At 71.4% G+C, this 24,822-nt stretch carries 21 protein-coding genes and 1 riboswitch; of the genes, 18 read left to right on the forward strand and 3 right to left on the reverse strand.

Annotated features, from left to right (window positions below):
* Positions 1–21: 21 nt before the first annotated feature.
* Positions 22–2,688, reverse strand: a complete 2,667-nt coding sequence (locus QM782_RS04340; RefSeq protein WP_415201697.1) for a DUF349 domain-containing protein — start codon at positions 2,686–2,688, stop codon at positions 22–24.
* A 134-nt stretch (positions 2,689–2,822) separates the two neighbouring features.
* Positions 2,823–6,494 carry a DUF748 domain-containing protein gene (locus QM782_RS04345; RefSeq protein WP_415201698.1) on the reverse strand — a complete coding sequence of 1,224 codons (3,672 nt, stop codon included), beginning with the start codon at positions 6,492–6,494 and terminating at the stop codon, positions 2,823–2,825.
* A 584-nt stretch (positions 6,495–7,078) separates the two neighbouring features.
* Here QM782_RS04345 and QM782_RS04350 point away from each other — a divergent pair.
* From QM782_RS04350 to tolA, 18 genes are all read left to right on the forward strand, one after another.
* Complete coding sequence (locus tag QM782_RS04350) at positions 7,079–7,924, forward strand: transglycosylase SLT domain-containing protein (RefSeq protein ID WP_415201699.1); 846 nt, start codon at positions 7,079–7,081, stop codon at positions 7,922–7,924.
* A 37-nt stretch (positions 7,925–7,961) separates the two neighbouring features.
* A riboswitch (ZMP/ZTP riboswitch) is annotated at positions 7,962–8,122 on the forward strand.
* A gap of 36 nt (positions 8,123–8,158) precedes the next feature.
* A complete protein-coding gene (gene glyA / locus QM782_RS04355; protein ID WP_415201700.1) occupies positions 8,159–9,403 on the forward strand; it encodes a serine hydroxymethyltransferase in 1,245 nt (414 codons plus the stop codon).
* A 12-nt stretch (positions 9,404–9,415) separates the two neighbouring features.
* Positions 9,416–9,865: a transcriptional regulator NrdR gene (gene nrdR, locus QM782_RS04360; RefSeq protein ID WP_415201701.1), complete on the forward strand. Its 450-nt coding sequence runs from the start codon at positions 9,416–9,418 to the stop codon at positions 9,863–9,865.
* Positions 9,866–9,975: 110 nt separating this feature from the next.
* Positions 9,976–10,533: a GspH/FimT family pseudopilin gene (locus QM782_RS04365; protein ID WP_415201702.1), complete on the forward strand. Its 558-nt coding sequence runs from the start codon at positions 9,976–9,978 to the stop codon at positions 10,531–10,533.
* Positions 10,527–11,057 carry a type IV pilus modification PilV family protein gene (locus QM782_RS04370; RefSeq protein WP_415201703.1) on the forward strand — a complete coding sequence of 177 codons (531 nt, stop codon included), beginning with the start codon at positions 10,527–10,529 and terminating at the stop codon, positions 11,055–11,057. The genes QM782_RS04365 and QM782_RS04370 overlap by 7 nt, the downstream gene beginning before the upstream one ends.
* Positions 11,035–11,793, forward strand: coding sequence for a PilW family protein (locus QM782_RS04375; RefSeq protein ID WP_415201704.1), 759 nt, complete (start codon positions 11,035–11,037; stop codon positions 11,791–11,793). Before QM782_RS04370 ends, QM782_RS04375 begins: the two co-directional genes overlap by 23 nt.
* A 90-nt stretch (positions 11,794–11,883) precedes the next feature.
* A complete protein-coding gene (locus tag QM782_RS04380) occupies positions 11,884–12,501 on the forward strand; it encodes a hypothetical protein (protein WP_415201705.1) in 618 nt (205 codons plus the stop codon).
* Positions 12,498–14,270, forward strand: coding sequence for a pilus assembly protein (locus tag QM782_RS04385; RefSeq protein ID WP_415201706.1), 1,773 nt, complete (start codon positions 12,498–12,500; stop codon positions 14,268–14,270). Before QM782_RS04380 ends, QM782_RS04385 begins: the two co-directional genes overlap by 4 nt.
* Before the next feature lie 40 nt (positions 14,271–14,310).
* The gene (ribD, locus tag QM782_RS04390; RefSeq protein ID WP_415205586.1) at positions 14,311–15,405 is read left to right on the forward strand and encodes a bifunctional diaminohydroxyphosphoribosylaminopyrimidine deaminase/5-amino-6-(5-phosphoribosylamino)uracil reductase RibD; all 1,095 of its coding nucleotides are present in this window, start codon (positions 14,311–14,313) and stop codon (positions 15,403–15,405) included.
* Between the two features lie 44 nt (positions 15,406–15,449).
* Positions 15,450–16,076 carry a riboflavin synthase gene (locus QM782_RS04395; protein WP_415201707.1) on the forward strand — a complete coding sequence of 209 codons (627 nt, stop codon included), beginning with the start codon at positions 15,450–15,452 and terminating at the stop codon, positions 16,074–16,076.
* Positions 16,073–17,206, forward strand: coding sequence for a bifunctional 3,4-dihydroxy-2-butanone-4-phosphate synthase/GTP cyclohydrolase II (gene ribBA, locus QM782_RS04400; protein WP_415201708.1), 1,134 nt, complete (start codon positions 16,073–16,075; stop codon positions 17,204–17,206). Before QM782_RS04395 ends, ribBA begins: the two co-directional genes overlap by 4 nt.
* Before the next feature lies 1 nt (position 17,207).
* Positions 17,208–17,687 carry a 6,7-dimethyl-8-ribityllumazine synthase gene (ribH, locus tag QM782_RS04405; protein ID WP_415201709.1) on the forward strand — a complete coding sequence of 160 codons (480 nt, stop codon included), beginning with the start codon at positions 17,208–17,210 and terminating at the stop codon, positions 17,685–17,687.
* Complete coding sequence (gene nusB / locus QM782_RS04410; RefSeq protein ID WP_415201710.1) at positions 17,684–18,214, forward strand: transcription antitermination factor NusB; 531 nt, start codon at positions 17,684–17,686, stop codon at positions 18,212–18,214. Before ribH ends, nusB begins: the two co-directional genes overlap by 4 nt.
* Positions 18,211–19,395 (forward strand): pyridoxal phosphate-dependent aminotransferase, encoded by a 1,185-nt coding sequence (locus QM782_RS04415; RefSeq protein ID WP_415201711.1) that lies wholly within the window; start codon positions 18,211–18,213, stop codon positions 19,393–19,395. The genes nusB and QM782_RS04415 overlap by 4 nt, the downstream gene beginning before the upstream one ends.
* Complete coding sequence (gene ybgC / locus QM782_RS04420) at positions 19,392–19,811, forward strand: tol-pal system-associated acyl-CoA thioesterase (RefSeq protein ID WP_415201712.1); 420 nt, start codon at positions 19,392–19,394, stop codon at positions 19,809–19,811. The genes QM782_RS04415 and ybgC overlap by 4 nt, the downstream gene beginning before the upstream one ends.
* A gap of 34 nt (positions 19,812–19,845) precedes the next feature.
* Entirely contained in the window at positions 19,846–20,538 is a 693-nt protein-coding gene (gene tolQ / locus QM782_RS04425; RefSeq protein ID WP_415201713.1) for a protein TolQ, read from the forward strand.
* A 9-nt stretch (positions 20,539–20,547) separates the two neighbouring features.
* Positions 20,548–20,970, forward strand: a complete 423-nt coding sequence (gene tolR / locus QM782_RS04430) for a protein TolR (protein ID WP_415201714.1) — start codon at positions 20,548–20,550, stop codon at positions 20,968–20,970.
* 16 nt (positions 20,971–20,986) lie between these two features.
* Positions 20,987–22,051: a cell envelope integrity protein TolA gene (gene tolA, locus QM782_RS04435; RefSeq protein WP_415201715.1), complete on the forward strand. Its 1,065-nt coding sequence runs from the start codon at positions 20,987–20,989 to the stop codon at positions 22,049–22,051.
* A gap of 135 nt (positions 22,052–22,186) precedes the next feature.
* On the opposite strand, the gene acnB is transcribed toward tolA, so the two are convergent.
* A complete protein-coding gene (gene acnB, locus QM782_RS04440; RefSeq protein WP_415201716.1) occupies positions 22,187–24,778 on the reverse strand; it encodes a bifunctional aconitate hydratase 2/2-methylisocitrate dehydratase in 2,592 nt (863 codons plus the stop codon).
* Between the last annotated feature and the right edge of the window lie 44 nt (positions 24,779–24,822).

Below are 24,822 nucleotides of genomic sequence, written 5' to 3' on the forward strand. Positions count from 1 at the left end.
ATGGGCCCGTGCGCGGCGCGGTCAGCGCTTGAGCAGCACCTTCAGCACGTTCTGCACGCGCCGCGCCGTGGCCTGGTCGTAGGGGCTGGCCAGCACCTTGGCCGCGTCCTGCGCCCAGGTCTGGGCCGGGGACGGATCGCCGCGCCGTGTCAGCAGTTGCAGCTGCAGCATGCGGCGCGCGGCCAATTGGTCGGCCGGCGTCGGCGCCTCGGCGGCGATCTCCATGCGCAGCAGGGCCTCGCGCGCGGCATCGGCGTCGCCGGCCGGGCCGCCGATACTCTGCACCCACTGGCCGCGCACGGCCGGCGTGACGCCGTGGCCCAGCTCCTGGGCGCTGGGCACCTGGTCGGCGGCACGCTTCTCCCAGGCGCCGAGCAGGTTGGTCAGCACCTCGCCATGGGCCTGGGCCGCCAGCTTGCGCAGCGCGGCCTGGGCGCTCTCCAGCGCCTCGCGCTGGGCGCGGAAGGCGGCATCGCCCAGGCGCGGACCGCGCTCGGACCGCGGGCCGCGCTCGTCGCGGCGGGGGTCGAATCGCTTGTCGCCGGGGCGGCCACGGCCACCGTCGCGGTCCCTGTCGCCGAAACGGCCGCCGCGCGCCGCCGCCGGCTCCGGCCGACGGGCGCCGGGGCGGTCGTCGCCGCGCACGGCCACGACGGGCTTGCGCGGCGCCGGGGCCGGCACCGGAGCAGGCGCCGCCTCTTCCACCGTCTCGGCACCTTCGGCGGCGGGCGCGGCTTCGGCAGGCGCCGCCGCTTCGACCGGTGCCGCTTCGGCCGGTGCCGCCGCGGCGGGCGCTTCGGCCGGCGCGGCGGCCGCCGCAGCAGCGGCCACGGCCGCCGCCTGGCCACGCGTCGCGGCTTCCAGCGCGGCCATCGAGGCCTTGATCTGCTGCGCATCGCCGGTGGCGTTGGCAGCCTGCAGCGCGCGCGCGGCGTCCAGCACGGCGCGGTCCACCGCGCTCAGCGCGGCGGCGGCCTTCTCGCGCTCCTCGGTCTTGCGCTGGAAGGCCTCGTCGATCGGCTTGCGGAAGGCATCCCACAGCTTCTGCTCGAACTTGCGCTCCAGCGGCACGCTCTGCGCCTCGGCCTGCCAGCGCTGCTGCAGCGCCTTGACGGCGTCGATGCGCAGCTGCGCCGCGGCACCCAGCGCCTTGGCCTCCTCGATCAGGGCCTGGCGGCGCTGCACGCTGGCCTGCTTCGCCTGCTCCAGGCCGGCACCGGCCTCCTGCAGCGCCTGCTTCCACTGCGCCTGCAGCTCGGCAAAGGCCTTCTCGCCCAGGTGGCCGGCCTCGCGCCAGCGGTTCTCGAACTGATGCAGGCCGCGCGACAGGTCCTTCCAGTCGGTGCTGGCCGCGTGCGCCGCGCCCCAGGCCTTGAGCTCGTCCAGCAGCGCCTGGCGCTGGGCCCTGTGCTCGGTGGCCTCGGCCTTGCGCTTGTCCAGCCAGGCCTCGACGACCTTGTGCGCGGCGTTGCAGGCTTCGTCGAAGCGGCGCCACAGCCCATGGTTGGCCGGGCCGCCCTGGTCGGTCTGCTTCCACTGCTCGCGCATCTGGCGCAGCGTCTCCTGCATCTTGCGGCCGCCCAGGGAATGGCCCTCGGGGCGCTTGAGCAGGCCCTCGGCCTTGATGACCAGCTCCTCGCGCAGCTGGTCGGCGCGCCAGCGCTGCCAGCCTTCGAGCTCGCCGGCCGAGGCCAGCGCGGCATGCACCTCGGCCTCCAGCTTCTCGCCGATCAGGCGGCCGTGCTCCTTGAAGGCATTGCGCAGCGCGGTGGCCGCGGCGGCGCTGGCCTTGCCGTGGCCCTCGGTCACCTCCTGCTGCACGCGGCGCAGGGCTTCGGCGACGCGCTGCTCGGCCTGCTCGCGCTGGGCCGGATCGACGGCCGGGCGGGCCGGCCTGGGCTCGGACGCAGCCGGCGGCTCCAGCGTCTCGCCGCGCGCCAGGCGCAGCGCATCGGCCCAGATCTGCACCGGCGGCAGCGGCGCGGCGACGTCCTCGGAGGCCACGCGGGCCTGCTCCAGCGCGCCCTGGAAGGCCTCCCACACCACCAGCAGCTGGGCCTTGGAGTTCTCCAGCAGCGGCGGGAACTTGCCGTCCACGCTGGCCCAGTTGGCATCGCCGGCCAGGCCGGCGGCCTGCTCCTGCCAGTGCGCGACGTCGGCCTGCAGCACGCCGAGCTGGGCCAGCGCATCCTGCCAGGGCTTGGTGGACAGCACCTCGATGCGCTGGGCCAGCAGCACGGCGGCCTCGCGCTGCACCTGCACGCGGTGCTGCAGATCCTCGATGCCGCGCACGCGCTCGGCCAGCCGGGTCTTCAGCGAGGCCAGCGGCTCGCGCGACAGCGGCGCGCCGGCCTTGGCGGCGTCGCGCTGCCAAGCCATGGCGTCGGCGATGTTCAGGCGCTGCAGCGCCAGCAGGGTCTCGGCCTTGGCCGCCCATTCGGCGGCGATGGCCTCCTGGCCACGCGCGCGCTTGATCTCGTCGAGCTTCTCGCGCAGCGGCTTGGCCGCGCCGCGGTCGCGCACGCTGAGTTCCTGGAAGACCTGCTGGATCTGCTCGGCGTCCGGGTTGCCGGCCAGCCATTCACGCACGCGTGCGGCGCGCTCGCCCGAAGTCGGCGCCGAGAACGCGCCGCCGGTCAGCGCGTCCAGCGCCTGGGTGTCTTGGGATTTGGAGGGAGTCGATGTCACCACGGGTGTTCTGCGAAAAGTGGCTGCGGCCGCCCCGGCATGCAGGCGGCCGCAGAAAACGATGGGGGCCCGCCAGAGCGCGCGCCGAGCCCGGCATTTTCGCCGGATTTGCGGCCCCGGTCCCTTGGGGTGTGTCAGGGGGTGGCCAACTCCAGCTGAGCGTGGGGCGACCAGCCCGCGCCGCCGTCCACGGTCTTGGGCGCACCGAGGAACATGCGATCGGCCGCGACCTGGCGGCTGGCCAGGTAGTCGCGCACCGCCACGCTGCGCTGCACCGCCAGGTCGCGCATGGCGTCGTCCGGGACCGTCATCGCGTCCAGCAGCAGCTGTTCCATCTCGGGCACGGGCAGGTCCTTGGCCAGGCCGATCGCGTTGCGCGGCTTGTCCTTCAGGTCGGCGCGCTGGTAGATCGCCTTGAGCAGCGCCGGATACTCGTCGGCGCCGACCTGCACGGGCGCGCCATCGGCCGCGCCGGCCGCAGCCCGCTGGCCGACGGCCAGCGACTGCCGGCGCTTTTCGGCCCGCACCATGCGCGCCAGCCGCGCCCGCTTGAAGCCCTCGCGCTCGACCTGCTCGCTGGCCGTGCCGACGACCGTGAGCTTCAGGCCGGGCCGGTCGGCCAGCGCCCGGGCCACCTTGTCGAGCCGCTCCTCGGCCGGCTTGTCCAGCACGGCGCTGCCGGCCGCGAACGGCACCTGGCCGAGCTCCTCGCCACCGCCGCCGAAGGCACCGGCCAGCAGGCTGAACGGCGCGGTCACGGCCTTCAGGATCAGGTTGCCGATGGCCTTCAGGATCACCGGGCCGAGGCTGAACTGCGGGTCGTTCAGCGACCCCTGGATCGGCAGGTTCAGGTCGATTACGCCGTTGCGGTCGGCCAGCAGCGCGGTGGCCAGGCGCACCGGCAGGCTCGCCGGCGCACCGGGCACGGGGTCGCCGAAGGTCAGCTGGTTCAGCACCAGGCTGTTGCTGGCGGTCAGCTGGCCGTTGGGCAGCACTTCGTAGTGCACGTCCACGCTGAGCTTGCCGCGCTCGATGCCGTGGCCGGCGTACTTGACCGAATAGGGCGACAGCGGCGGCAGCTCCAGGTCGCGCACCTTGGCGCGGATGTCCAGCGCCAGCGGCTTGGCCAGCGGGTTCAGCTTGCCGTCGATCTCCAGCGCGGCCGTGCCCTCGGCGCGGCCGCGCAGCGTGAGGTCGGCCATGGCCGGCGTGCTGCCTGCCGCGCCGGCGGAGTCGAAGGCGCTGAGCCGGCCCTGCAGCTCCGTCAGGTTGGCCGTGTAGTTGGGCTTGATGAAGCGGTCGGAGAACAGCACGCGGCCGCCCTGCACCGCGATCGGGCCGAAGCGGATGCTGGGCGGCGGACCGGCCTCGGACTTGCCGGCCGCCGCCTTGCCGGCCGCCGCGGGCGCCGCATCGGCCGGCGCGGACTTGACCAGGTCCTGCAGATTGATGCGCCCGGTCTCGTCGATCATCACGCGGGCGTAGAAATCGCTCAGCGCGGTGTCCTGCACGGCGACCGACGTGGCCGCGCCGGGCGCCAACTGCAGCGCCAGGCCGCGCAGGCGCAGGACGCTCCAGGTCAACAGCTCGCGACCGCGCGCAGGCCGGTCGCCGCGCTGCAGCGCGCGGAAATCCTCCACGCCCAGGTCGCCGGCCACCCGCAGGGCCGGCCCGCCGGCCTGGGCCGCATAGCGCAGCTGGCCCTTGAAACTGGCGTCGGCGCGCGCGAGCTCGAGGTTCAGCGTATCGCCGAAATACGGCTCCAGCGCATGCAGCGGCAGCTTCTGCGCGTCCAGGGTGGCCTGCAGCACCAGCGGCTCGGGCGTCAGCTGGCCGCGCAGGCCGAGCCGGCCGGGCGCCGCACGGCCCGCGCCCACGGCAACGGACAGTTCCACCGGCACGGGCTGCTTCAGCTGGTCCGAGCGCAAGGCGCCGACGTGCACCTGCAGCGCTTGCAGGTCCAGCGCCACCGGCCGCGGCACGGCGGCATCCGAGAACGACACGGCACCCTGCTCCACGGCCAGGCTGCGCAGCGCCACGGTCCACGGCTTGTCCTCGGCCTTGGCCGCAGCGGCCTGCGGTTGCGGTTGCGGTTGCAACCAAGCCTCGTACATCCAGCGGCCGTCGGCGCCACGGGCCACGGCGGCGCGCGGACGGTCAATGCGCACGGCACCGAGGTCGGCCAGGCGCTGGGCCACATCGATGCGGGCGCCGCGCAGCTCCAGCGCCCGGATGTCCTGGGGCGCACCCTCGGTCTTCAGCGCCAGCTGGGCCAGCGTCGCGCGCTCGGCCGTCACGACCAGGCCGCCCTGGGCGTTCCAGGCCACGCCGAGCTCGGCCGACAGCTCGCCCTCCAGCCGCGGCTTGAGCACGCCGGCCAGGTAGGCCGCGAACGGCTGCAGGCGCAACTGGGCGATGCTGGCACGCAGATCGGCCGCCTGGTCGGTGCCCTGGCCCTGGAACTCGAGTTGCGCCGGCGCGGCTCCGCCAGTGCCGGCGAGTTCGGCCGAGCCCTGCAGGCGCGCGGGCTGGGCGAACGGGTAGGCCACGTCTTCCAGCGACAGCGACAGCTGCTGCAGCACGAGTTCGGCAGGCGGACCGGATGGCGCGGCCGCCGCGTCGCGCCAGCCGATGCGGCCATCGCGCAGCAAGGCCTTGGCCAGCGTGACGCGCCAGCCGGCCTGAGCCTCCGCCGGGGCGGCCGTGGCCGCCGATGCGGGTGCCGACGCGGGCGCGGCCGCCGACGCGGAGGTCGACGGCGCCGGCGCTGCGCCGCCGGCCGCGGACGATGGCGCGACATTCAGCCGGCCGGCCGCATCGCGCCGCAGCTGCAGCTGCGGCGCATCGATCTCCACCGCCTGCAGTTTCACGAGCTGCTCCAGCGGCCGCAGTTCGGCGATATCGACGCCGATGCGCGCGACCTGCAGCAGCTCGCCATCCGCGCCATCGTGCAGTTGCAGGCCGTGCGCCTGCAACCGCCCGCGCAGCACGACCGAGGCCGCGGGCGTCTGCTCGAACTCCAGCTGAAGGTCCGCATCCAGCACGCCGGCGAGCAGCCGTGCCGGCAGGCTGCGCGGCAGGTAGCCCAGGTAGGGCTTCACGTCGAGGTCGGCGATGCGCAGGCTGGCGGCCGTGCGGCGCGAGGCCACGAACGGGGTGCTCTGCGCGGCGGAGTCGAAACGGCTGCCATTGAGCTGGAACGCCAGCCGCGGCTCGGTCTCGACCTCACGGTAGGTCGGCAGGTTGCTGATGAACGGCACGCCCAGCTGCAGGCCGCGCAGTTCGTGCGTCTGGCCGACCACCGCATCCTCGAAGTCCACGCTGCCGCCGTTGAGCGTGATGTTGTACAGCGCGAACGAGGGTGGCCGGCTCTCGGCCTTCGGCTCGGGAGACGGCGCCGACAGCCTGGCCAGGATGTCGTCGATGTCGTACTGGCCGGGCGCCTGCTGGCGCAGCACCAGGCGCGGCTGGTCCACGGACAGCGCATCGAGCACCGGCGCCAGCCGCCATACCGACGTCAGCGCCGCGTTCGCATAGATCTGCGCGACATGCAGCTGATCGCCAGTTCCGTCGGCCGTGCGCACCGCCAGATCGCGCAGCGTGAGCTCCAGGCTCCAGGGGCGGAACTCGACCGCGCCGATCGCCACCTGCCGACCCAGCGCCTGCGCCAGGCCGCGCTCGGCCTGCGGCTTGACGATGGCCGGCACCCACAGCATGCCGGCGCTCCAGATGAAGGCGAGTGCCAGCAGGACGAGCAGCGTGCGGCGCAGCCAGGGCGGAAGACGGGAAAGCAGCGGGGCGAACATGGCCGGATCGTACTTGCCCCGGCCCAAATGGAAAGCCCGGCGACAGGGTGGCCTGTCGCCGGGCTTGGCAGCGGACTCATCGTCTTTCGCCGCCGTCGTCGCAGGCATGGAGATCAACGTCCTGCCGTGCGGTGAAGGCAATGCATTGCCTTCGTTGGGTCCGGGGCTGCAACCATTGGCACGAATGCCGCCGAATCGCTCCTACCGGGGAATGCTCGCGTCGTGCAAGCGCCTCCAATGTAGTGCGCTTCCACGGACCTGGCAAAGCCAACGTCTCAATGGCAGCAGAGGTGGCCATTGATGTGCTTGTGTTGACAGAAAACACCACTTTTCTTATTTTTATCACGCAAATACGCATAAGAAATCAATTCTTAATTCTTGACTCGTTATTAAGACCCCTCCTACAATCGCCGCCAGCCCCCAAGCGGGGCCTCTGGGGTTTACCCGCAGCGCCGCAGAGCCGGCCGATGAATCGCCCTCCTGCCAGCGCAGGACGTCCGCGGTTCCGGACACATGGACCCCATCCGATCGACAAGCCCCGCCTCGTTCTACGACGTCGCGGCGGTTTCTGAGACGAGGAAGGTATGGAACTACTGCGGAATTTCGGGCATGGCTTGAAGACCTTCGGGTCGGACGTCGCCCAGGGGTTCTTCGAGATCACGCACAACGGCTTCGCGCTGGTGGGGCTGGCCGTCGCGGTGGCGGCGGGCGTGGCCCTGGCGCGCCCCGACCTGCGCCACACGGCCGAGATCGAGCTGATGGGCTGGCTGCAGGAGCGGCACATCGCGACCACCGAGGCCGCATGGCAGCCCTCCGAGCCCGGTGCCATCGAGCGCGCCACCGCCACCAATCCGGCCGAACTGCCCAAGCAGCAGGCCGCTGTCGCGTTCTGGATCAGCAAGAAGTACCGCGTCGCGCCCGAACCCGTCGGCGCCCTGGTGGCCGAGGCCTTCGAGGTGGGCCGCAAGACCAAGCTGGACCCCACGCTGATCCTGGCCATCATGGCCGTGGAATCGGGTTTCAACCCCTTCGCGCAGAGTCACGTGGGCGCCCAGGGCCTGATGCAGGTCATGACACGCGTGCACACCGCCAAGTACGAGCGCTTCGGCGGCACGCTGGCCGCGTTCGATCCCCTCACGAACCTGAAGGTCGGCGTCAAGGTGCTGCAGGAATGCATCGCGCGCGCCGGCTCGATCGAAGGCGGCCTGCGCCACTACGTGGGCGACGCGCTGGGCGAGCAAGGCGGCGCCTATGCCGCCAAGGTCATGGCCGAGCACGCCCGGCTGTTCCAGGTGGCCACCGGCCGCGCACTGCCGCCGCCCGAGCCGCGCACCATCCCGGCCGTCGCGCCTGCCGGTGGCACGCGCGACGCGGAGCCCGTGCAGACCACGGCCGACGAGACGCTGGTCTCGCTGTCCAACGCGTCCTGAGCCTTCCCGGGCCGGGCCGGTGGCCTCGGCTACACTAGCGGCCGTACGCAACTGGCGATAGGCAGCGGTCATGCGCAGATCCGCTGCTGACGTGGACCCGCCGGACTCACCACAGCTCCTCGACAACCACTGGGAAGCGTACCGCGGCCATCTGTGTTTTTTCGGCGCCGCGTTCAGCCGTTCGCCTGGGCAGCCCTTGTAACCATTTACAAGGCCGACGCTGTGAGGACTGCCATGTACGACCGCAACATCCTGATCGAACGCACCGACCCCGAGCTGTACGCCGCCATCCAGGCCGAGAACCGGCGCCAGGAAGACCACATCGAGCTGATCGCGAGCGAGAACTACGCCTCGCCCGCTGTCATGGCCGCCCAGGGTTCGCAACTGACCAACAAGTACGCCGAGGGCTATCCCGGCCGCCGCTACTACGGCGGCTGCGAGCATGTGGACGTGGCCGAGCAGTTGGCCATCGACCGCGTCAAGCAGTTGTTCGGCGCCGATGCCGCCAACGTGCAGCCGCATTGCGGCGCCTCGGCCAACCAGGCCGTGTTCCTGGCGTTCCTGAAGCCGGGCGACACCATCATGGGCATGAGCCTGGCCGAGGGCGGCCACCTGACGCACGGCATGGCGCTGAACATGAGCGGCAAGTGGTTCAACGTGGTCAGCTACGGACTGAACGCGCAGGAGGCCATCGATTACGACGCGATGGAGCGCAAGGCACATGAATGCAGGCCCAAGCTGATCATCGCCGGGGCCTCGGCCTACAGCCTGCACATCGACTTCGCGCGCTTCGCCAAGGTCGCGCGCGACGTCGGCGCGCTCTTCATGGTCGACATGGCGCACTATGCCGGGCTGATCGCGGCCGGCGTCTACCCGAACCCGGTGCCGCATGCCGACGTGGTGACCTCGACCACGCACAAGAGCCTGCGCGGCCCACGCGGCGGCATCATCCTGATGAAGGCCGAGCACGAGAAGGCCATCAACAGCGCCGTGTTCCCCGGCCTGCAGGGCGGCCCGCTGATGCACGTGATCGCCGCCAAGGCCGTGGCCTTCAAGGAAGCGCTGTCGCCCGAGTTCAAGGCCTACCAGCAGCGCGTGCTGGACAACGCCCGCGTGGTCGCCGAGACGCTGACCGCGCGCGGCCTGCGCATCGTCAGCGGTGGCACGCAAAGCCACGTGATGCTGGTCGACCTGCGCGCCAAGGGCATCACCGGGAAGGAAGCCGAGGCCGTGCTGGGCGCCGCCCACATGACCATCAACAAGAACGCCATCCCGAACGACCCGGAAAAGCCCATGGTCACCAGCGGCATCCGCGTCGGCACGCCGGCCATGACGACGCGCGGCTTCGGCACCGACGAAGCCCATGCCACGGCCCACCTGATCGCCGACGTGCTGGACAACCCGCGCGACGAGGCCAACCTGGCCCAGGTGCGCCAGAAGGTGGCCGCACTGACGCAGCGCTTCCCGGTCTACCGCTGAACGGGCTGTGGCGTGAAGTGCCCGTTCTGCGGCCACGCCGAGACGCAGGTCGTCGAGACCCGCGTCTCGGAGGACGGCGGCTTCATCCGCCGCCGCCGCCAATGCAGCGGCTGCGACAAGCGCTTCACGACCTATGAGCGGGCGGAGGTCAGCTTTCCGGCGGTGGTCAAGAAGGACGGGCGCCGCGTGGACTATTCCCCGGGCAAGCTGCGGTCGTCGTTCGCGCTGGCACTGCGCAAGCGGCCCGTGGAAACCGCCCTCGTCGATGCCGCGATCGAGCGGGTCGAGGAGCAGCTGCTGAGCCTGGGTGTGCGCGAACTGCCGTCCAGCCGCATCGGCGAACTGGTCATGCGCGAACTCAAGAAGCTGGACGAGGTCGCCTACGTGCGCTTTGCCAGCGTCTACCGCAGCTTCGCGGACATCGAGGAGTTCAAGACGCTGGTCGACGAGGTGCGTCGCTAACTACTTCACAGATCGTATGCAGAGCACTCTCGCCGTGATCTTTGCACATTGTTTGTAACCATTTGCATCCATAGACTGCGCCTCAGTTGACCTTCGTCCTGAGGCGCTTCTTGTTCCCTCCACCTCTCCACCCGGCCCGCATCGCACGCCGCACGGCGCGGGGCATCACCATGGTCGAGGCGCTGGTCTGCCTGGCCATCCTGGCGGTGCTGGCAGGGCTGGCCGCGCCGTCCTTTCACCATGCACTGCAGAAGCAGCGCATCGCCGCCGTCCGGACGGAACTGACGACGGCGCTGCAGTGGGTCCGTTGGGAAGCCCTGCGGCGCAACGCCACCGTCTCCCTGGCCCGCCGCGAGGACTGCGGCCTGCTGCTGCGCTCCGCCGACGAGTGGCACTGCGGCTGGGACATCGTGGCCACCGGCCCCGAGCACGAGCGCGAAGTGCTGCAGCGCTTCGAACTGCACCATGGGCTCCATCTCGTCCACCCGGGCGGCGGCGCCACGCTGGCCTACGCCCGCTCCGGACAACCGGCGCAGGTCGCCCACAAATTCGTCGTCGGACTGCCGGCCGACACCTCCCTCGGCGTGGCCACCACATCGCACGCCATCACCCTGTGCATGAACCGGACCGGCAGGGTTCGCACCATCGAAGGACAAACATCATGCTGAAGCAACGCGCACACCGCCCCTCCCAGCGCCGGGCCCAGAAGGGCATTTCCCTCGTCGAGTCGCTGGCCGCCATCCTCGTGCTGGCGCTGGGCGTGGGCGGCCTCGCCTGGACCCAGGCCAGGCAACTGGCCGATGGCCGCGACTCCGCCGCGCGCGCGGCTGCGGTACTGGCCATCCACGACCTGACCAACCGCATGCTGTTCAACCACCATGCCGTGGCGCGCGGCGACTATCGGCTCGGCTGGGACGAACAGCCGGCCGCACCGGGCTGCGAGGAACGCCGCTGCTCAGGCACCGAACTGGCCCGCGCGGACCTGGCATCCTGGCGCGCCGCACTGGCACGGAGTGTGCGCGGCGGCAACGCCACCGTGTTTCCCGCTGCAGAAGGATCGCACCGCATCGGCATCGCCGTTGCATGGCCGTCGCGCAACGCGGCCCAGCAGCCGCGCGTCCTCACCCGCGAGCAGCACGGGCTGGAGTGCCCGCAGGACCACCTGTGCCATGTCGTCTACGCCTCGCTCTGACGCCCAGCGCGGCGTGATGCTGCTGGAACTCGTCACGGCACTGGCGATCGGCATGATGGTGACGCTGGCCGCCTTCGGCACGCTGGCCTTCATGCAAGCCTCGGCCGGACTGCAGGGCGACGCCTTCCGGTTGCAGCAGCGCGTCGAGGTGGCATTGCTGACGATCGGCGAGCAGTTGCAGCCGGCCGGCGCCATCGAACTGGTCGAGACCCCGCAGGGCACGGTGCGCTTCAGCACCGCGTTCGACGGCTATGCCGGCAGTGGCCACTCGGTACAGGGCGAGGAAGGGGCCGGCGGACGGCCCGACGTGCTCGCCGTCAGCCGCGAAGACGATGGCGAGGCCCGTGACTGCCTGGGCAACCGGCCCGACGCATCGCGCACCGGCGTCCGCATCGACAGCCGCTTCACGCTGTCCGGAGACACGCTGCGCTGCCTGGGCGCCCATGCCGCCACGGGAAGCCAGGTCGTCGCCGACGGCGTGGAGGACTTCCAGGTGCACTACGGCTTGCGCACCCCGTCCGACCCGGCAGCGCCGTTCCACTTCGTCGCCGCGGACGCTGTCGCGGGCCGCTGGCAGGACGTCGGGGCGATCCAGGTGTGCCTGCAGGTCCGCGGCGACGGCCGCCATCCGCAAGCCGCCACCGTGCGCAACTGCCGGGGCCTGGAAACGCCAGCCGACGGCCGCTTGCGGCAGGTCGCGCACGCGACCTTCGCCCTGCGCAACGCCGCGCTGTGAAAGCCGACGATGCGGACCCGCGGCATCGCCCTGATCAGCGTACTGGTGGCGCTGATGCTGGCCAGCATGGCCGTGCTGGCAGCAGGCCGCATGGGCCTGCTGCACGAGATGCAGACGGGCCGGCAGGCCGACCAGTTGCGCGCGCAGGCCGATGCGCAAGCCGTGCTGCTGGACGCCGAGGCGGACATCCTCGGCGCCCGCGCCGACGGCAGCCCATGCCGCCCCGATCGGGTGCATCCGGCGCAGCCCGCTGCAGGCTTCGTCGGCTGCCGGACCCGCGGCACGGGCATGCTGCCGGCCGCACCCTATTTCCCGCAAAGCCTGGCCGAATTCGATGAGGTGCGGGCGCTGCTGCAGGTCGGCGCGCGCTTTCCGTGCCGCGACGGCATCTGCGCGCCGGCCAGCCTCGCGGCACTGGCCGCGCTCGAAGACGCGCCGGACGCCCTGGCACACGCGGCCCGTTTCGGCCAATACACACAGGCCGATGCGGACGCCGCAGCGCCGGAGGCGACGCGGCCCCGCGCCTGGTATTGGGTCGAGATCTTCCGCTACCAGAACGACGCGACTGCCGCCCCGCACCACGCCGCGCCCGATCCGAACCGGCCCTTCGTCTACCGCATCACCGTGCTGGCGCAGGGCCTGCACCCCGGCACGCGTGCCGTCGTGAAGAGCCTGTTCGTTCCCTATCCGAGCACGCAACTCCAATGAAGCCCCTCTGGCGCGTCCCCATCCTGGGCCTGCTGGCATGGCAGGCGGCGCTCGCGCATGCGCAATGGCAGCCAAGCGGCATGGCCGCCGAGCCGGCGCTGCCGCAGCGCAGCCCGCGCCTTTTTGTCGCGCAGTACGATCCGGCCACCGGCGCTGGCGACCTGCTGGTCGTCCGTTCGGCCGTCGACACCGCGCAGCCGCTCTGGCAGGCAGCGCAGTTGCTGCAGCCGCGCCGATCCGCGGACAGCCGCGAACCGCGGCACATCGTGCTCGGCGCCGTCGCCGATGCCGACCGCCGCGGCCCGTCCGATGCGCTCGCTGCGCGGCTGCATGCTGCGCCCCTCGGCGCCGTGCTGAACGCCCTGCCATGGCCGGTGCGCGCCGGTTCGCCAGACCGACCTGCGATGGTCTACGTCGGCGCGCACGACGGCATGCTGCACGGCTTCGACGCCGACGACGGCCAGGAGCGCTTCGCCTACGCGCCGCGTGGACTGCTGCCGCGCCTGTCGGCCGGCGCCCGGGATGCCGCGGTCGACGGTCCGGTCTTCGGCGGCGAGGCGCCGATCGGGCCGGAGGGTGCCCTGCACCCGCTGCTCGTCGCCGGGCTCGGCAGCGGTGGGCGCGGCTTCTTCGTGCTGGACGTGAACGCACCACAGGCCTTCGCCCCGGACCGGGTGCTGGCGGACCTCAGCGACAGCACCGATGCCGACATCGGCCAGCTGTTCAGCCCGCCCGTGCTCGCGGACGACGCCGCCAACCGCGCCCGCCACGTCGTGCAGCTCGGCAACGGCCGCTGGGCGCTGGTCGTGGGCAATGGCTACTTCAGCCGCGCCGACCGGCCGGTGCTGCTGTTCCAGTACCTCGACCAGGCGCGCGAACTGGCCCGCCTCACGCCCTGCCCGTCCTTCGGCCCCTGCACGTACGCCGGCAGCAACGGACTGTCGATGCCGCGGCTCCTGGACGTCGACGGCGACGGCCGCATCGACCGCGCCTACGCCGGCGACCTGCAGGGCCGGCTGTGGCGGTTCGACCTGGCTGGCGGCGAACACCAGTGGCGAGTCGCGCACGAAGGCCGCCCCCTGTTCACGGCCTGCGACGCGCAAGGCCGGCCGCAGCCGATCACGACCGCGCCTCATGCGACGCCCCATCCGCGCGGCGGCATCATGCTGGTGTTCGGCACCGGCCGCCACCTGCGGCCCGGCGACCGCGGCGACACCCGCCCCCAATCGATCTACGGCGTGCGCGACGACGGCAGCGGGCCGCTGCAGTCCGGCACGGCCGACTGCGCCCGGCCCGCCATCATGGCCGCACGGACCTATGCCGCCCCGGTCACGCTGCACGGCACGGACTACTACGGTGTCGCCGGCGCACCGGCCGGCGACACCGCGCAGCGCGGCTGGTGGATCGACCTGCCGCGGCCCGGCCAGCGGGTCTTGCTCAACCCGCAGGGCTTCGAGGGCTACAAGGTCCTGGTCCACAGTGTGGTGCCCCACGGCGCAGCAGGCCGGCCCTGGACCGATGGACAGACCTATCTGTCGGTGCTGAACCTGCTGACCGGCGATGCGCCAGCGCAACCGGCGTTCGGCATCGCGGACGGGGCCTTGGCACCGCTGTCGCCGGGCATGGCCCGCGTGCCGCCGGGGCAAGCCGTGCTGCAGCGGCTGCCGGGCCAGGGCCAGGTGCTGGTGCAGTACCCCGGCGCCGCGCCGGTGGTGCTGCGCACCGCGCGCACCACCGGCGCACGGGCCGGCTGGCACGAACGGCGCTGACGGCGTCATCGCCGAGAATTCCGGCGTGACCATCGACCACATGCCCGAAGCGCTGGCCCTGGCCGAACGCGCGCTGACCCTGTCCAACCCCAACCCGCGCGTCGGCTGCGTGCTGGCCGACGCTGCCGGCCGCGTACTGGGGCGCGGCTTCACCCAGCAGGCCGGCGGGCCGCACGCCGAGATCATGGCGCTGCGCGACGCGCAGGCGCAGGGCCATGCGGTCGCCGGCGCCACGGCCTGGGTCACGCTGGAGCCATGTTCGCACCATGGCCGCACCGGCCCGTGCTGCGACGCTCTGATCGCCGCCGGCGTCGCCCGCGTCGTCGCGGCCTGCGTGGACCCGAATCCCCGGGTCGTCGGCCAGGGCCTGGCCCGGCTGGCAGCAGCCGGCGTCGCCGTCGAAATGGGCTCCTGCGCGGACGAAGCCCGGGCGCTGAACATCGGCTTCTTCAGCCGCATGCAGCGCGGCACGCCCTGGGTGCGCATGAAGGTCGCGGCGTCGCTGGACGGCCGCACCGCGCTGCCCGACGGCCGCAGCCAATGGATCACCGATGCGCCGGCCCGTGCCGACGGCCACGCCTGGCGCGCCCGCGCCTGTGCGGTGCTGACCGGCATCGGCACCGTGCTGCAGGACGACCCGCTGCTGGACGTGCGCCTGGTCCCCACCAGCCGCCAGCCGCACCTGGCGCTGATCGACAGCCGGCTACAGCTGCCGCCGACGGCGCGGCTGTTCGGCCCCGCGCGCCGGCTGCTGGTCTACCACGCCGTCGGCGACGAGGCCAAGGCCGACGCCCTGCGCGCGCGCGGCGCCACCGTGGTGCGCCTGCCCGGTGGCACGCCGCCCACCGCGGCGAAAGTCGACCTGGCCGCTGCGCTGCGCGACCTGGCCGCACGCGAGGTCAACGAGGTGCACGTGGAGGCCGGCACCCAGCTCAACGGTTCGCTGCTGCGCGAAGGCCTGGTGGACGAACTGCTGGTCTACCTCGCCCCCCGGCTGATCGGCGAAGGCCTGGGCATGGCCCGGCTCGGCCCGCTGGCCGCGCTGTCCGACGCCCAGGTTCTGCAATGGGGCGCGATCGACCGCATCGGCCCCGACCTGCGCATCCTGGCCCGCATCCCCGGCCGCGACTTCTGACCGCGCGCCGGCCGCGGGCGCAAAGCCTGCGAAAATGAGCGGCTATGTTCACGGGAATCATCACCGGCGTGGGGCGCATCGCCGCCGTCCACGACCTCGGCAGTTCTTCGAGCTTCGGCAAGCGCCTGGAGATCGAGGCGCCGGCCGACTACCTCGACGACGTGGGCCTGGGCGACAGCATCGCGCTGAACGGCGCCTGCATGACCGTGACCTCGCTGGACCTGCCGGCGCGCCGGTTCACGATCGACGTCTCGGCCGAGTCGCTGGCCCGCACGGCGGGGCTGGACCGTACCGGCCGCGTCAACCTCGAGAAGGCCCTGCGCGCCCACGACCGCCTGGGCGGCCACATCGTCTCGGGCCACGTCGACGGCCTGGGCCGCGTGCAGCGTTTCGAGCAGGTCGGCGAAAGCTGGGCGCTGGACATCCTGGTGCCGCCGCAGCTGGCGCACTACCTGGCGTACAAGGGCTCGATCACGGTCCAGGGCGTGAGCCTGACCGTCAACGCCGTGCAGGACGGGCCGCAGGGCTGCCTCGTCGGCATCAACCTGATCCCCCACACGGTCGAGCACACCACGCTGGGTGACCTGTGCGCCGGTTCTCCCGTGAACCTGGAAATCGACACCATCGCACGCTACGTCGAACGCATGCTGCGCCACAAGGAATCCGCATGACCCCCCCCTCCCCCGCCCCGATCTCGCCGGTCGAGGACATCGTCGCCGAGATGCGGGCCGGCCGCATGGTCATCCTGGTCGACGAGGAAGACCGCGAGAACGAAGGCGACCTGGTGCTCGCGGCCGACCACGTGACGCCCGAGGCCATCAACTTCATGGCGCGCCACGCGCGCGGCCTGATCTGCCTGACGCTCTCGCGCGCGATATGCGAGCGCCTGCGCCTGCCGCCCATGGTCGCGCGCAACGGCGCCAAGCACGCCACCGCGTTCACCGTCTCGATCGAGGCCGCCGAGGGCGTGACCACCGGCATCTCCGCCGCCGACCGCGCGCGCACCGTGCAGGCCGCCGTGGCGCCCGGCGCCCGGGCCGAGGACCTGGTGCAGCCTGGCCACATCTTCCCGTTGCAGGCCGTGGACGGCGGCGTGCTGCTGCGCGCCGGCCATACCGAGGCCGGCTGCGACCTGGCCGTGATGGCCGGCTGCAGCCCGGCCTCGGTGATCTGCGAGGTCATGAACGACGACGGCACCATGGCCCGGTTGCCGGACCTGCAGCTGTTCGCCGCGCAGCACGGCCTGAAGATCGGCACCATCGCCGACCTGATCGAGTACCGCAGCCGTACCGAATCGCTGGTCGAACGCATCGGCAGCCGCGAGATCCAGACCGCATTCGGTCCGTTCCAGCTGCACGCCTACCGCGACAAGCCCAGCACCAGCGTGCATCTGGCGCTGGTCAAGGGCAGCTGGCCGGCCGACGAGGCGGTCGCCGTGCGCGTGCACGAGCCACTGTCGGTGCTGGATCTGCTGGAGGTGGACCGCGCCATGCATTCCTGGAGCCTGCCGGCCAGCCTGGCCCACATCGAAGGCGCCGGCCGCGGCGTCGCCGTGCTACTGAACTGCGGCGAGAGCGCCGCCGAGCTGCTGGCCCAGTTCGACGGCACGGCCCGCGCCGCCCAGGCACCGGAGCGCGGCCGCATGGACCTGCGCACCTACGGCATCGGCGCGCAGATCCTGCGCGACTGCGGCGTGCAGCGCATGCAGCTCATGAGCCACCCGCGCCGCATGCCCAGCATGGCCGGCTATGGGCTGGAGAACACCGGATACCTGACGCCCCCCAACTGCAGGAAGGATTGACATGCAAGGCGCCAACCAGGGTGAACCCGCCGCCGGCGACGCCCGTCTGAACGGCCAGGGCCTGGCGATCGGCATCGTGCAGGCCCGCTTCAACGCCGAGATCACCGACGCGCTGGCCGATGCCTGCAAGCGCGAGCTGGCCGCCCTCGGCGTGCGCGAGGACCAGATCGCGCACGAGACGGTGCCCGGCGCGCTGGAAGTGCCGCTCGCACTGCAGGCCATGGCCGCCGCGCGCCGCTACGACGCGCTGATCGCGCTGGGCTGCATCGTGCGCGGCGAGACCTACCACTTCGAGCTGGTGGCCAACGAATCGGGCGCCAGCGTCAGCCGCGTCGCGCTGGACCATCGCATCCCGATCGCCAACGCCATCCTGACCACCGAGAACATGCAGCAGGCCGTGGCCCGCCAGAGCGACAAGGGCCGCGACGCGGCGCGCGTCGCCGTCGAGATGGCCCGCCTGCTCGAACGGCTGCGAACATGAACGAGATCGACGAGAACGGCCTGCCCCAGGGCCACCAGACCCGCACCGGCCGCACCGCCACCGGCGCACGCAAGGCCGCGGCCAAGAACCCCCGCAGCCGCGCCCGCGAATTCGCGCTGCAGGGCCTGTACCAGCACCTGGTGGGCCGCAACGAGGCCACCGCCATCGACGTGTTCACGCGCGACCTGTCGGGCTTCCACAAGGCCGACGCCGTGCACTACGACGCGCTGCTGCACGGCTGCATCCGCGAGGAAGCCGAACTGGACGCGCTGATGCAGCCCCAGCTGGACCGGCCGATGGCCGAGATCTCGCCGATCGAGCACTGCATCCTGTGGATCGCGATCTACGAGATGCGGCACTGCCTGGACGTCCCCTGGCGCGTGGTGCTGAACGAGGCCATCGAACTGGCCAAGGAGTTCGGCGGCACCGACGGCCACAAGTACGTAAACGGCGTGCTGAACGGGCTGGCGCCGCAGCTGCGCGCCACCGAAGTGCAGGCTGACCGCGCCAAGAAAGCCGGCGCATGAGGGTCTCGCGCCGCGCGCAGGCGATCGAGCCCTTCTATGTGATGGAAGTGGCCAAGGCGGCCTCCGACCTGGCGCACGCAGCGGCCGGCGGCGACCGGCCGATGATCTTCCTGAACATCGGCGAGCCCGACTTCACCGCCCCGCCGCTGGTGCAGGAGGCCGCCGCGCGCGCCGTGCGCGAGGGCCGCACGCAATACACGCCCGCCACCGGCCTGCCCGCGCTGCGCGAACGCATCAGCGCCTGGTACGCCGACCGGTTCGGCGTGCAGGTGCCGGCGCGGCGCATCGTCGTCACGGCCGGCGCCTCGGCCGCGCTGCAGCTGGCCTGCCTGGCGCTGGTCGAGGCCGGCGACGAGATGCTGATGCCGGACCCGAGCTACCCCTGCAACCGGCACTTCGTCAGCGCCGCGGAAGGCCGCTCCCGGCTGCTGCCCACCACGGCGGCGGAACGCTTCCAGCTCAGCGCCGCCAAGGTCGCCGCGGCCTGGGGGCCGGACACGCGCGGCGTGCTGCTGGCCTCGCCGTCGAACCCGACCGGCACCTCGATCGCCCCGGACGAGCTGGCGCGCATCCACGCCGAGGTCCGGCGCCGCGGCGGCATCACGCTGATCGACGAGATCTACCTGGGCCTGTCCTACGACCCGGCCTTCGGCCGCAGCGCCCTGGCGCTGGGCGAGGACCTCGTCAGCATCAACAGCTTCTCCAAGTACTTCAACATGACCGGCTGGCGCCTGGGCTGGCTGGTCGTGCCCGACGCGCTGGTGCCGGTGGTCGAGCGCATGGCGCAGAACCTGTTCATCTGCGCCAGCACGGTGGCCCAGCATGCCGCGCTGGCCTGCTTCGAGCCCGAGAGCCTGGCGCTGTACGAGCAGCGCCGGGCCGAGTTCCGCGCACGGCGCGACTTCTTCGTGCCGGCGCTCGACGCGTTGGGCCTGGCGGTGCCGGTCATGCCCGACGGCGCCTTCTACGCCTGGGCCGACTGCTCGGCGGCCTGCGCGCGGCTGGGCGTGCCGGACAGCTGGGAGCTATCGTTCGCGCTGATGCGCCAGGCGCACCTGGCGGTCACGCCGGGCCGCGACTTCGGCCAGGCCGACGCCGGCCACTTCGTCCGCTTCTCCACGGCCAGCTCGATGGCGCACCTGCAGGAAGCCGTGGCCCGGCTGCGGCCGCTGCTCGCATGACGCAGGAGACCTTCCGCTTCCCGGTGCGCGTGTACTGGGAGGACACCGATGCCGGCGGCATCGTGTTCTACGTGAACTACCTGAAGTTCTTCGAGCGCGCGCGCACCGAGTGGCTGCGCGCCAAGGGCATCGGCCAGCAGCAGCTGCGCGAGCAGACCGGCGGCATGTTCGTCGTCAGCGACACGCAGGTGCGCTACCTGCGTCCGGCCCGGCTGGACGACGCGCTCGTCGTGACGGTGGCGATGGAACGAATCGGCTCGGCCTCGCTCCTATTGGCGCAGCAGGTGCTGGCCGGCCCCGGTGCGGCCGACCCGCTGCTGTGCGAGGGCCGCATCCGCATCGGCTGGGTGCAGGCCGACAGCCTGCGCCCTGCGAGAATTCCGCCTTTCGTCCTGAACGTCCTAGAGCATCCATGACGCACATCGCGCGCCCACCCGTCCGGAGTCCCCGATGACCCAGGACATGTCCATCCTGCAGCTGGTGCTCAACGCCAGCTTCGTCGTCCAGTTCGTGATGGCCCTGCTGATCTGCGTGTCCGTCGCCAGTTGGGCCGCCATCTTCCGCAAGCTGTTCGCGCTGAAGAAGGTGCATGCGCTGAACGAGGAGTTCGAGCGCGACTTCTGGTCGGGCAGCAACCTGAACGAGCTGTACGCCGCCGCCACGCAGAATGCCAAGAGCGCCGGCCCCATGGAGCGCATCTTCGCCAGCGGCATGCGCGAGTACCAGAAGCTGCGCGAGCGCCGCATCGTCGACCCCGGCACGCTGATGGACGGTGCGCGCCGCGCGATGCGCGCCAGCTTCCAGCGCGAGATGGACGTGGTGGAGTCCAGCCTGTCGTTCCTGGCCTCGGTCGGCTCGGTCTCGCCCTACGTGGGCCTGTTCGGCACGGTGTGGGGGATCATGCATGCGTTCACCGGCCTGGCGAGCCTGCAGCAGGTCACGCTGGCCACGGTGGCGCCCGGCATCGCCGAGGCGCTGGTGGCCACGGCCATCGGCCTGTTCGCGGCGATCCCGGCGGTCGTGGCCTACAACCGCTTCGCACGCGAGATCGACCGCACCGCCATCCGCCTCGAGACCTTCATCGAGGAGTTCTGCAACATCCTGCAGCGCAACGTGGCCTCCCAATCGGCCTCCGGACACTGAGGAAACGCCATGCCCGCCACCGTCTCGCGCGGCCGCGGCCGCCGCACCATGAACGAGATCAACATGGTGCCCTTCATCGACGTGATGCTGGTGCTGCTGATCATCTTCATGGTCACGGCGCCGATGGTCACGCCCAGCCTGATCGACCTGCCCAGCGTGGGCAAGGCCGGCCGCCAGCCGGACAAGGTGATCCAGGTCGTGATCGGCAAGGACGAGCGACTGCAGGTCAAGGGCGGCGACGACAGCCAGTCGGTCTCGCAGCGCGAGCTGGCCGGCGCCGTCAAGCGCGCCCAGGGCGAGGACAAGGATGCCCCGGTCGTCATCAGCGCCGACCGCAACGTCAAGTACGAGACCGTGGTCAAGGCCATGGATGCGCTGCAGCGCGCGGGCATCGCGCGCGTAGGCCTGTCGGTCCAATTGGGCGGGCAGTAAGGGAGCGGCCCGCGCGATGGCCACCCTGTCGCACGCCGTGCCGGAGCCGTCCAGCCTCGCGCCGCCGCAGCCGGAAGGGCTGGGCCGCTCGATCGGCCTGGCGCTGGTGGTACATGCGCTGCTGATCGCGGCGCTGACCTGGGGCGTGCACTGGAAGTCGCAGGAAAGCCCGGCGGTCGAGGCCGAGCTGTGGTCCAGCGTGCGCCAGCAGGCCGCGCCCCGCGCCGTGGCCCCGCCGCCCGCCCGCCCCGAGCCGGAACCGCCGCGGCCGCAGCCCCGGGTCGAACCGCCACCACCGCCGCCGGCGCCACCCGCGCCGGCCAAGGCCGCGCCTCCCAAGGCCGAGCCGCCGCCGGACACGCGCGTGCGCGATGCCCAGATCGCGCTCGAACGCGAGAAGAAGGAGCGCGAACGCAAGGAACGCGAGCGCGAACTGGCCGAGCAGCAGCGCAAGGCCGAAGCCGAGAGGCGCCGCCAGGAGGAACTGGCCGAGGCCAGGCGCGAAGCCCAGCAAAAGGTCGAAGCGCAGCAGAAGGCCGAAGCCCGGCAAAGGGCGGAAGCCCAGCAGAAAGCGGAAGCCCAGCAGAAAGCCGAGGCCCAGAAGAAGGCCGAAGCGCAGAAGAAGGAAGCCGAGGAACGCAAGGCCGCGGAAGCCGCCGAAGCCAAGCGCAAGCAGCAGGCAGCCGCCGCCAAGGCCGCCGAGGAAAAGGCCGCCGAAGCCCGCCGCCAGGAGAACATCCGGCGCTCGCTCGGCATGGCCGGCGCTTCGGGCAGCAGCACGGCCACCGGCAGCGCATTGCAGTCGGCCGGCCCGTCCGCCGGCTACGGCGCCCGCGTCGCGGCGCGCGTGCGGCCCAACATCGTGTTCCCCGACAACGTGCCGGGCAACCCCAGCGCCGAGGTCGAGGTGCGCACCGCACCGGACGGCACCATCGTCGGCCGCCGCCTCGTCAAGTCCAGCGGCTACAAGGCCTGGGACGACGCCGTACTGCGCGCGATCGACAAGACCGAGACGCTGCCACGCGACATCGACGGACGCGTGCCCTCGCTGATGACCATCAGCTTCCGTCCCAAGGAATAGAGCCTCGCCCGGCCGCCAGAAGAAGCCCGCACCGCAGCCCGTACGGGTGAAGGCATCCAGTGAGTACCAAGAAGAAAGCCCGCGTCCGCGGGCTTTCCTGATGCCGGCGGGCCGTGCCCGCCGTGTGGCCCGGGATCAGGCCGCGACCTTCTCCGCCACCTCGGTGTAGTCCTCGATCTTGTCGAAGTTGAGGTATTGGTAGATCTTGTCGCCATTGCTGTTGATGACGCCGATGTCCGCCATGTACTCTTCCTTGGTCGGGATGCGGCCGAGCTTGGAGCAGATGGAGGCCAGCTCCGCCGAGCCGAGGTACACGTTGGTGTTCTTGCCCAGCCGGTTGGGGAAGTTGCGCGTGCTGGTGGACATGACCGTCGCGCCCTCGCGCACCTGGGCCTGGTTGCCCATGCACAGCGAGCAGCCGGGCATCTCGGTGCGCGCGCCGGCGTTGCCGAACACGCCGTAGTGACCTTCCTCGGTCAGCTGCTGCGCATCCATCTTGGTCGGCGGCGCGATCCACAGCTTGACCGGGATGTCGCGCTTGCCTTCCAGCAGCTTGGACGCCGCGCGGAAGTGGCCGATGTTGGTCATGCACGAGCCGATGAAGACTTCGTCGATCTTCGCGCCGGCGACGTCGGACAGCGTCTTCACGTCGTCCGGGTCGTTCGGGCAGGCCACGATGGGCTCGTGGATGTCGGCCAGGTCGATCTCGATGACCGCCGCGTACTCGGCGTCGTCGTCGCCCTTGAGCAGTTGCGGGTTCTTCAGCCAAGCTTCCTGCGCGGCGATGCGGCGCTGCAGCGTGCGCGCGTCCTGGTAGCCCTCGGCGATCATCCACTTCATCAGCGTGATGTTGCTGTTGATGTACTCGATGATCGGCTCTTTGTTCAGGTGCACCGTGCAGCCGGCGGCCGAGCGCTCGGCGCTGGCGTCGGACAGCTCGAACGCCTGCTCGACCTTCAGGTCCGGCAGACCCTCGATCTCCAGGATGCGGCCGGAGAAGATGTTCTTCTTGCCCTTCTTCTCGACCGTCAGCAGGCCCTGCTTGATCGCGTACAGCGGGATCGCGTTGACCAGGTCGCGCAGCGTCACGCCGGGCTGCATCGTGCCCTTGAAGCGCACCAGCACCGACTCGGGCATGTCCAGCGGCATCACGCCGGTGGCGGCCGCGAACGCGACCAGGCCGGAACCGGCGGGGAAGCTGATGCCGATCGGGAAGCGGGTGTGCGAATCGCCGCCGGTCCCCACGGTGTCGGGCAGCAGGAAGCGGTTCAGCCAGCTGTGGATCACGCCATCGCCCGGGCGCAGCGCGATGCCGCCGCGCGTGCTCATGAAGTCGGGCAGCTCATGGTGCATCTTCACGTCCACCTTCTTCGGGTAGGCCGCCGTGTGGCAGAAGCTCTGCATCACGAGGTCGGCCGAGAAGCCCAGGCAGGCCAGGTCCTTGAGCTCGTCGCGCGTCATCGGGCCAGTGGTGTCCTGGCTGCCGACGGAGGTCATCCTGGGCTCGCAGTAGGTGCCCGGGCGGATGCCCTGGCCCTCGGGCAGGCCGCAGGCGCGGCCGACCATCTTCTGCGCCAGCGAGAAGCCCTTGCCGGAATCCACGGGCGCCTGCGGCAGGCGGAACAGCGTGGAGGGCGGCAGGCCCAGCGCCTCGCGCGCCTTGGAGGTCAGCCCGCGGCCGATGATCAGCGGGATGCGGCCGCCGGCGCGCACCTCGTCGAACAGCACGTCGCTCTTGACCTTGAACTCGGCGATGACCTTGCCGTCCTTCAGCGCCTTGCCCTCGTAGGGACGCAGCTCGATGGTGTCGCCCATGTTCATCTGGCTCACGTCCAGCTCGATCGGCAGCGAGCCGGCGTCTTCCATGGTGTTGTAGAAGATCGGTGCGATCTTGCCGCCCAGGCAGATGCCGCCGAACCGCTTGTTCGGGATGAACGGGATGTCCTCGCCGGTGAACCACAGCACCGAGTTGGTGGCGGACTTGCGCGAGGAACCGGTGCCGACCACGTCGCCGACGTAGGCCACCGGCAGGCCGCGCGCCACCAGGTCCTGGATGAACTTGACCGGGCCGCGCTTGCCGTCCTCTTCCGGCACGAAGGATGCGCCTTCGCGCTTGTTCTTCAGCATGGCCAGCGCGTGCATCGGGATGTCCGGGCGCGTGGTCGCGTCGGGCGCGGGCGACAGGTCGTCGGTGTTGGTCTCGCCGGGCACCTTGAACACGGTGAAGGTGATGCTCTGCGGCACTTCGGGACGGCTGGTGAACCATTCGGCATCGGCCCAGCTCTGCAGCACGGACTTGGCGTTGGCGTTGCCGGCGTCGGCCAGTTCCTTGACGTCGTGGAACTGGTCGAACATCAGCAGCGTCTTCTTCAGGCCCTCGGCGGCCACGGTGCCGACCTCGGCATCCTTCAGCAGGTCGATCAGCGGACCGATGTTGTAGCCGCCCAGCATGGTGCCCAGCAGTTCGGTGGCCTTGGCGCGGCTGATCAGCGGGCTCTTCTCGGTGCCGTGCGCGACCGCGGCCAGGTAGCTGGCCTTGACCTTGGCCGCGTCGTCCACGCCGGCCGGCACGCGGTGCGTGATCAGGTTCAGCAGGAACTCTTCCTCGCCAGCGGGTGGCGCCTTCAGCAGCTCGACCAGCGCTGCCGTCTGCGTCGCCGACAAGGGCAGCGGCGGAATGCCGAGCGCAGCGCGTTCGGCGGCGTGGTCACGGTAGGCTTGCAACATGGTTTTCTTCTCCGGTTCTGGGATGTGGGGAAAGGGGAGTCCGC

The organism is Pseudorhodoferax sp. (assembly GCF_047601025.1).
Taxonomy (GTDB): Bacteria; Pseudomonadota; Gammaproteobacteria; order Burkholderiales; family Burkholderiaceae_C; genus Pseudorhodoferax.

What these genes read in the sequence shown, in the direction of transcription:
- QM782_RS04345 (WP_415201698.1), bottom strand. Translation starts at nt 6,494, where the DNA reads ATGTTCGCCCCGCTGCTTTCCCGTCTTCCGCCCTGGCTGCGCCGCACG.
- QM782_RS04350 (WP_415201699.1), top strand. Translation starts at nt 7,079, where the DNA reads ATGGAACTACTGCGGAATTTCGGGCATGGCTTGAAGACCTTCGGGTCG.
- glyA (WP_415201700.1), top strand. Translation starts at nt 8,159, where the DNA reads ATGTACGACCGCAACATCCTGATCGAACGCACCGACCCCGAGCTGTAC.
- QM782_RS04370 (WP_415201703.1), top strand. Translation starts at nt 10,527, where the DNA reads ATGCTGAAGCAACGCGCACACCGCCCCTCCCAGCGCCGGGCCCAGAAG.
- QM782_RS04375 (WP_415201704.1), top strand. Translation starts at nt 11,035, where the DNA reads ATGTCGTCTACGCCTCGCTCTGACGCCCAGCGCGGCGTGATGCTGCTG.
- QM782_RS04380 (WP_415201705.1), top strand. Translation starts at nt 11,884, where the DNA reads ATGGGCCTGCTGCACGAGATGCAGACGGGCCGGCAGGCCGACCAGTTG.
- QM782_RS04385 (WP_415201706.1), top strand. Translation starts at nt 12,498, where the DNA reads ATGAAGCCCCTCTGGCGCGTCCCCATCCTGGGCCTGCTGGCATGGCAG.
- ribD (WP_415205586.1), top strand. Translation starts at nt 14,311, where the DNA reads ATGCCCGAAGCGCTGGCCCTGGCCGAACGCGCGCTGACCCTGTCCAAC.
- QM782_RS04395 (WP_415201707.1), top strand. Translation starts at nt 15,450, where the DNA reads ATGTTCACGGGAATCATCACCGGCGTGGGGCGCATCGCCGCCGTCCAC.
- ribBA (WP_415201708.1), top strand. Translation starts at nt 16,073, where the DNA reads ATGACCCCCCCCTCCCCCGCCCCGATCTCGCCGGTCGAGGACATCGTC.
- ribH (WP_415201709.1), top strand. Translation starts at nt 17,208, where the DNA reads ATGCAAGGCGCCAACCAGGGTGAACCCGCCGCCGGCGACGCCCGTCTG.
- nusB (WP_415201710.1), top strand. Translation starts at nt 17,684, where the DNA reads ATGAACGAGATCGACGAGAACGGCCTGCCCCAGGGCCACCAGACCCGC.
- QM782_RS04415 (WP_415201711.1), top strand. Translation starts at nt 18,211, where the DNA reads ATGAGGGTCTCGCGCCGCGCGCAGGCGATCGAGCCCTTCTATGTGATG.
- ybgC (WP_415201712.1), top strand. Translation starts at nt 19,392, where the DNA reads ATGACGCAGGAGACCTTCCGCTTCCCGGTGCGCGTGTACTGGGAGGAC.
- tolQ (WP_415201713.1), top strand. Translation starts at nt 19,846, where the DNA reads ATGACCCAGGACATGTCCATCCTGCAGCTGGTGCTCAACGCCAGCTTC.
- tolR (WP_415201714.1), top strand. Translation starts at nt 20,548, where the DNA reads ATGCCCGCCACCGTCTCGCGCGGCCGCGGCCGCCGCACCATGAACGAG.
- tolA (WP_415201715.1), top strand. Translation starts at nt 20,987, where the DNA reads ATGGCCACCCTGTCGCACGCCGTGCCGGAGCCGTCCAGCCTCGCGCCG.
- acnB (WP_415201716.1), bottom strand. Translation starts at nt 24,778, where the DNA reads ATGTTGCAAGCCTACCGTGACCACGCCGCCGAACGCGCTGCGCTCGGC.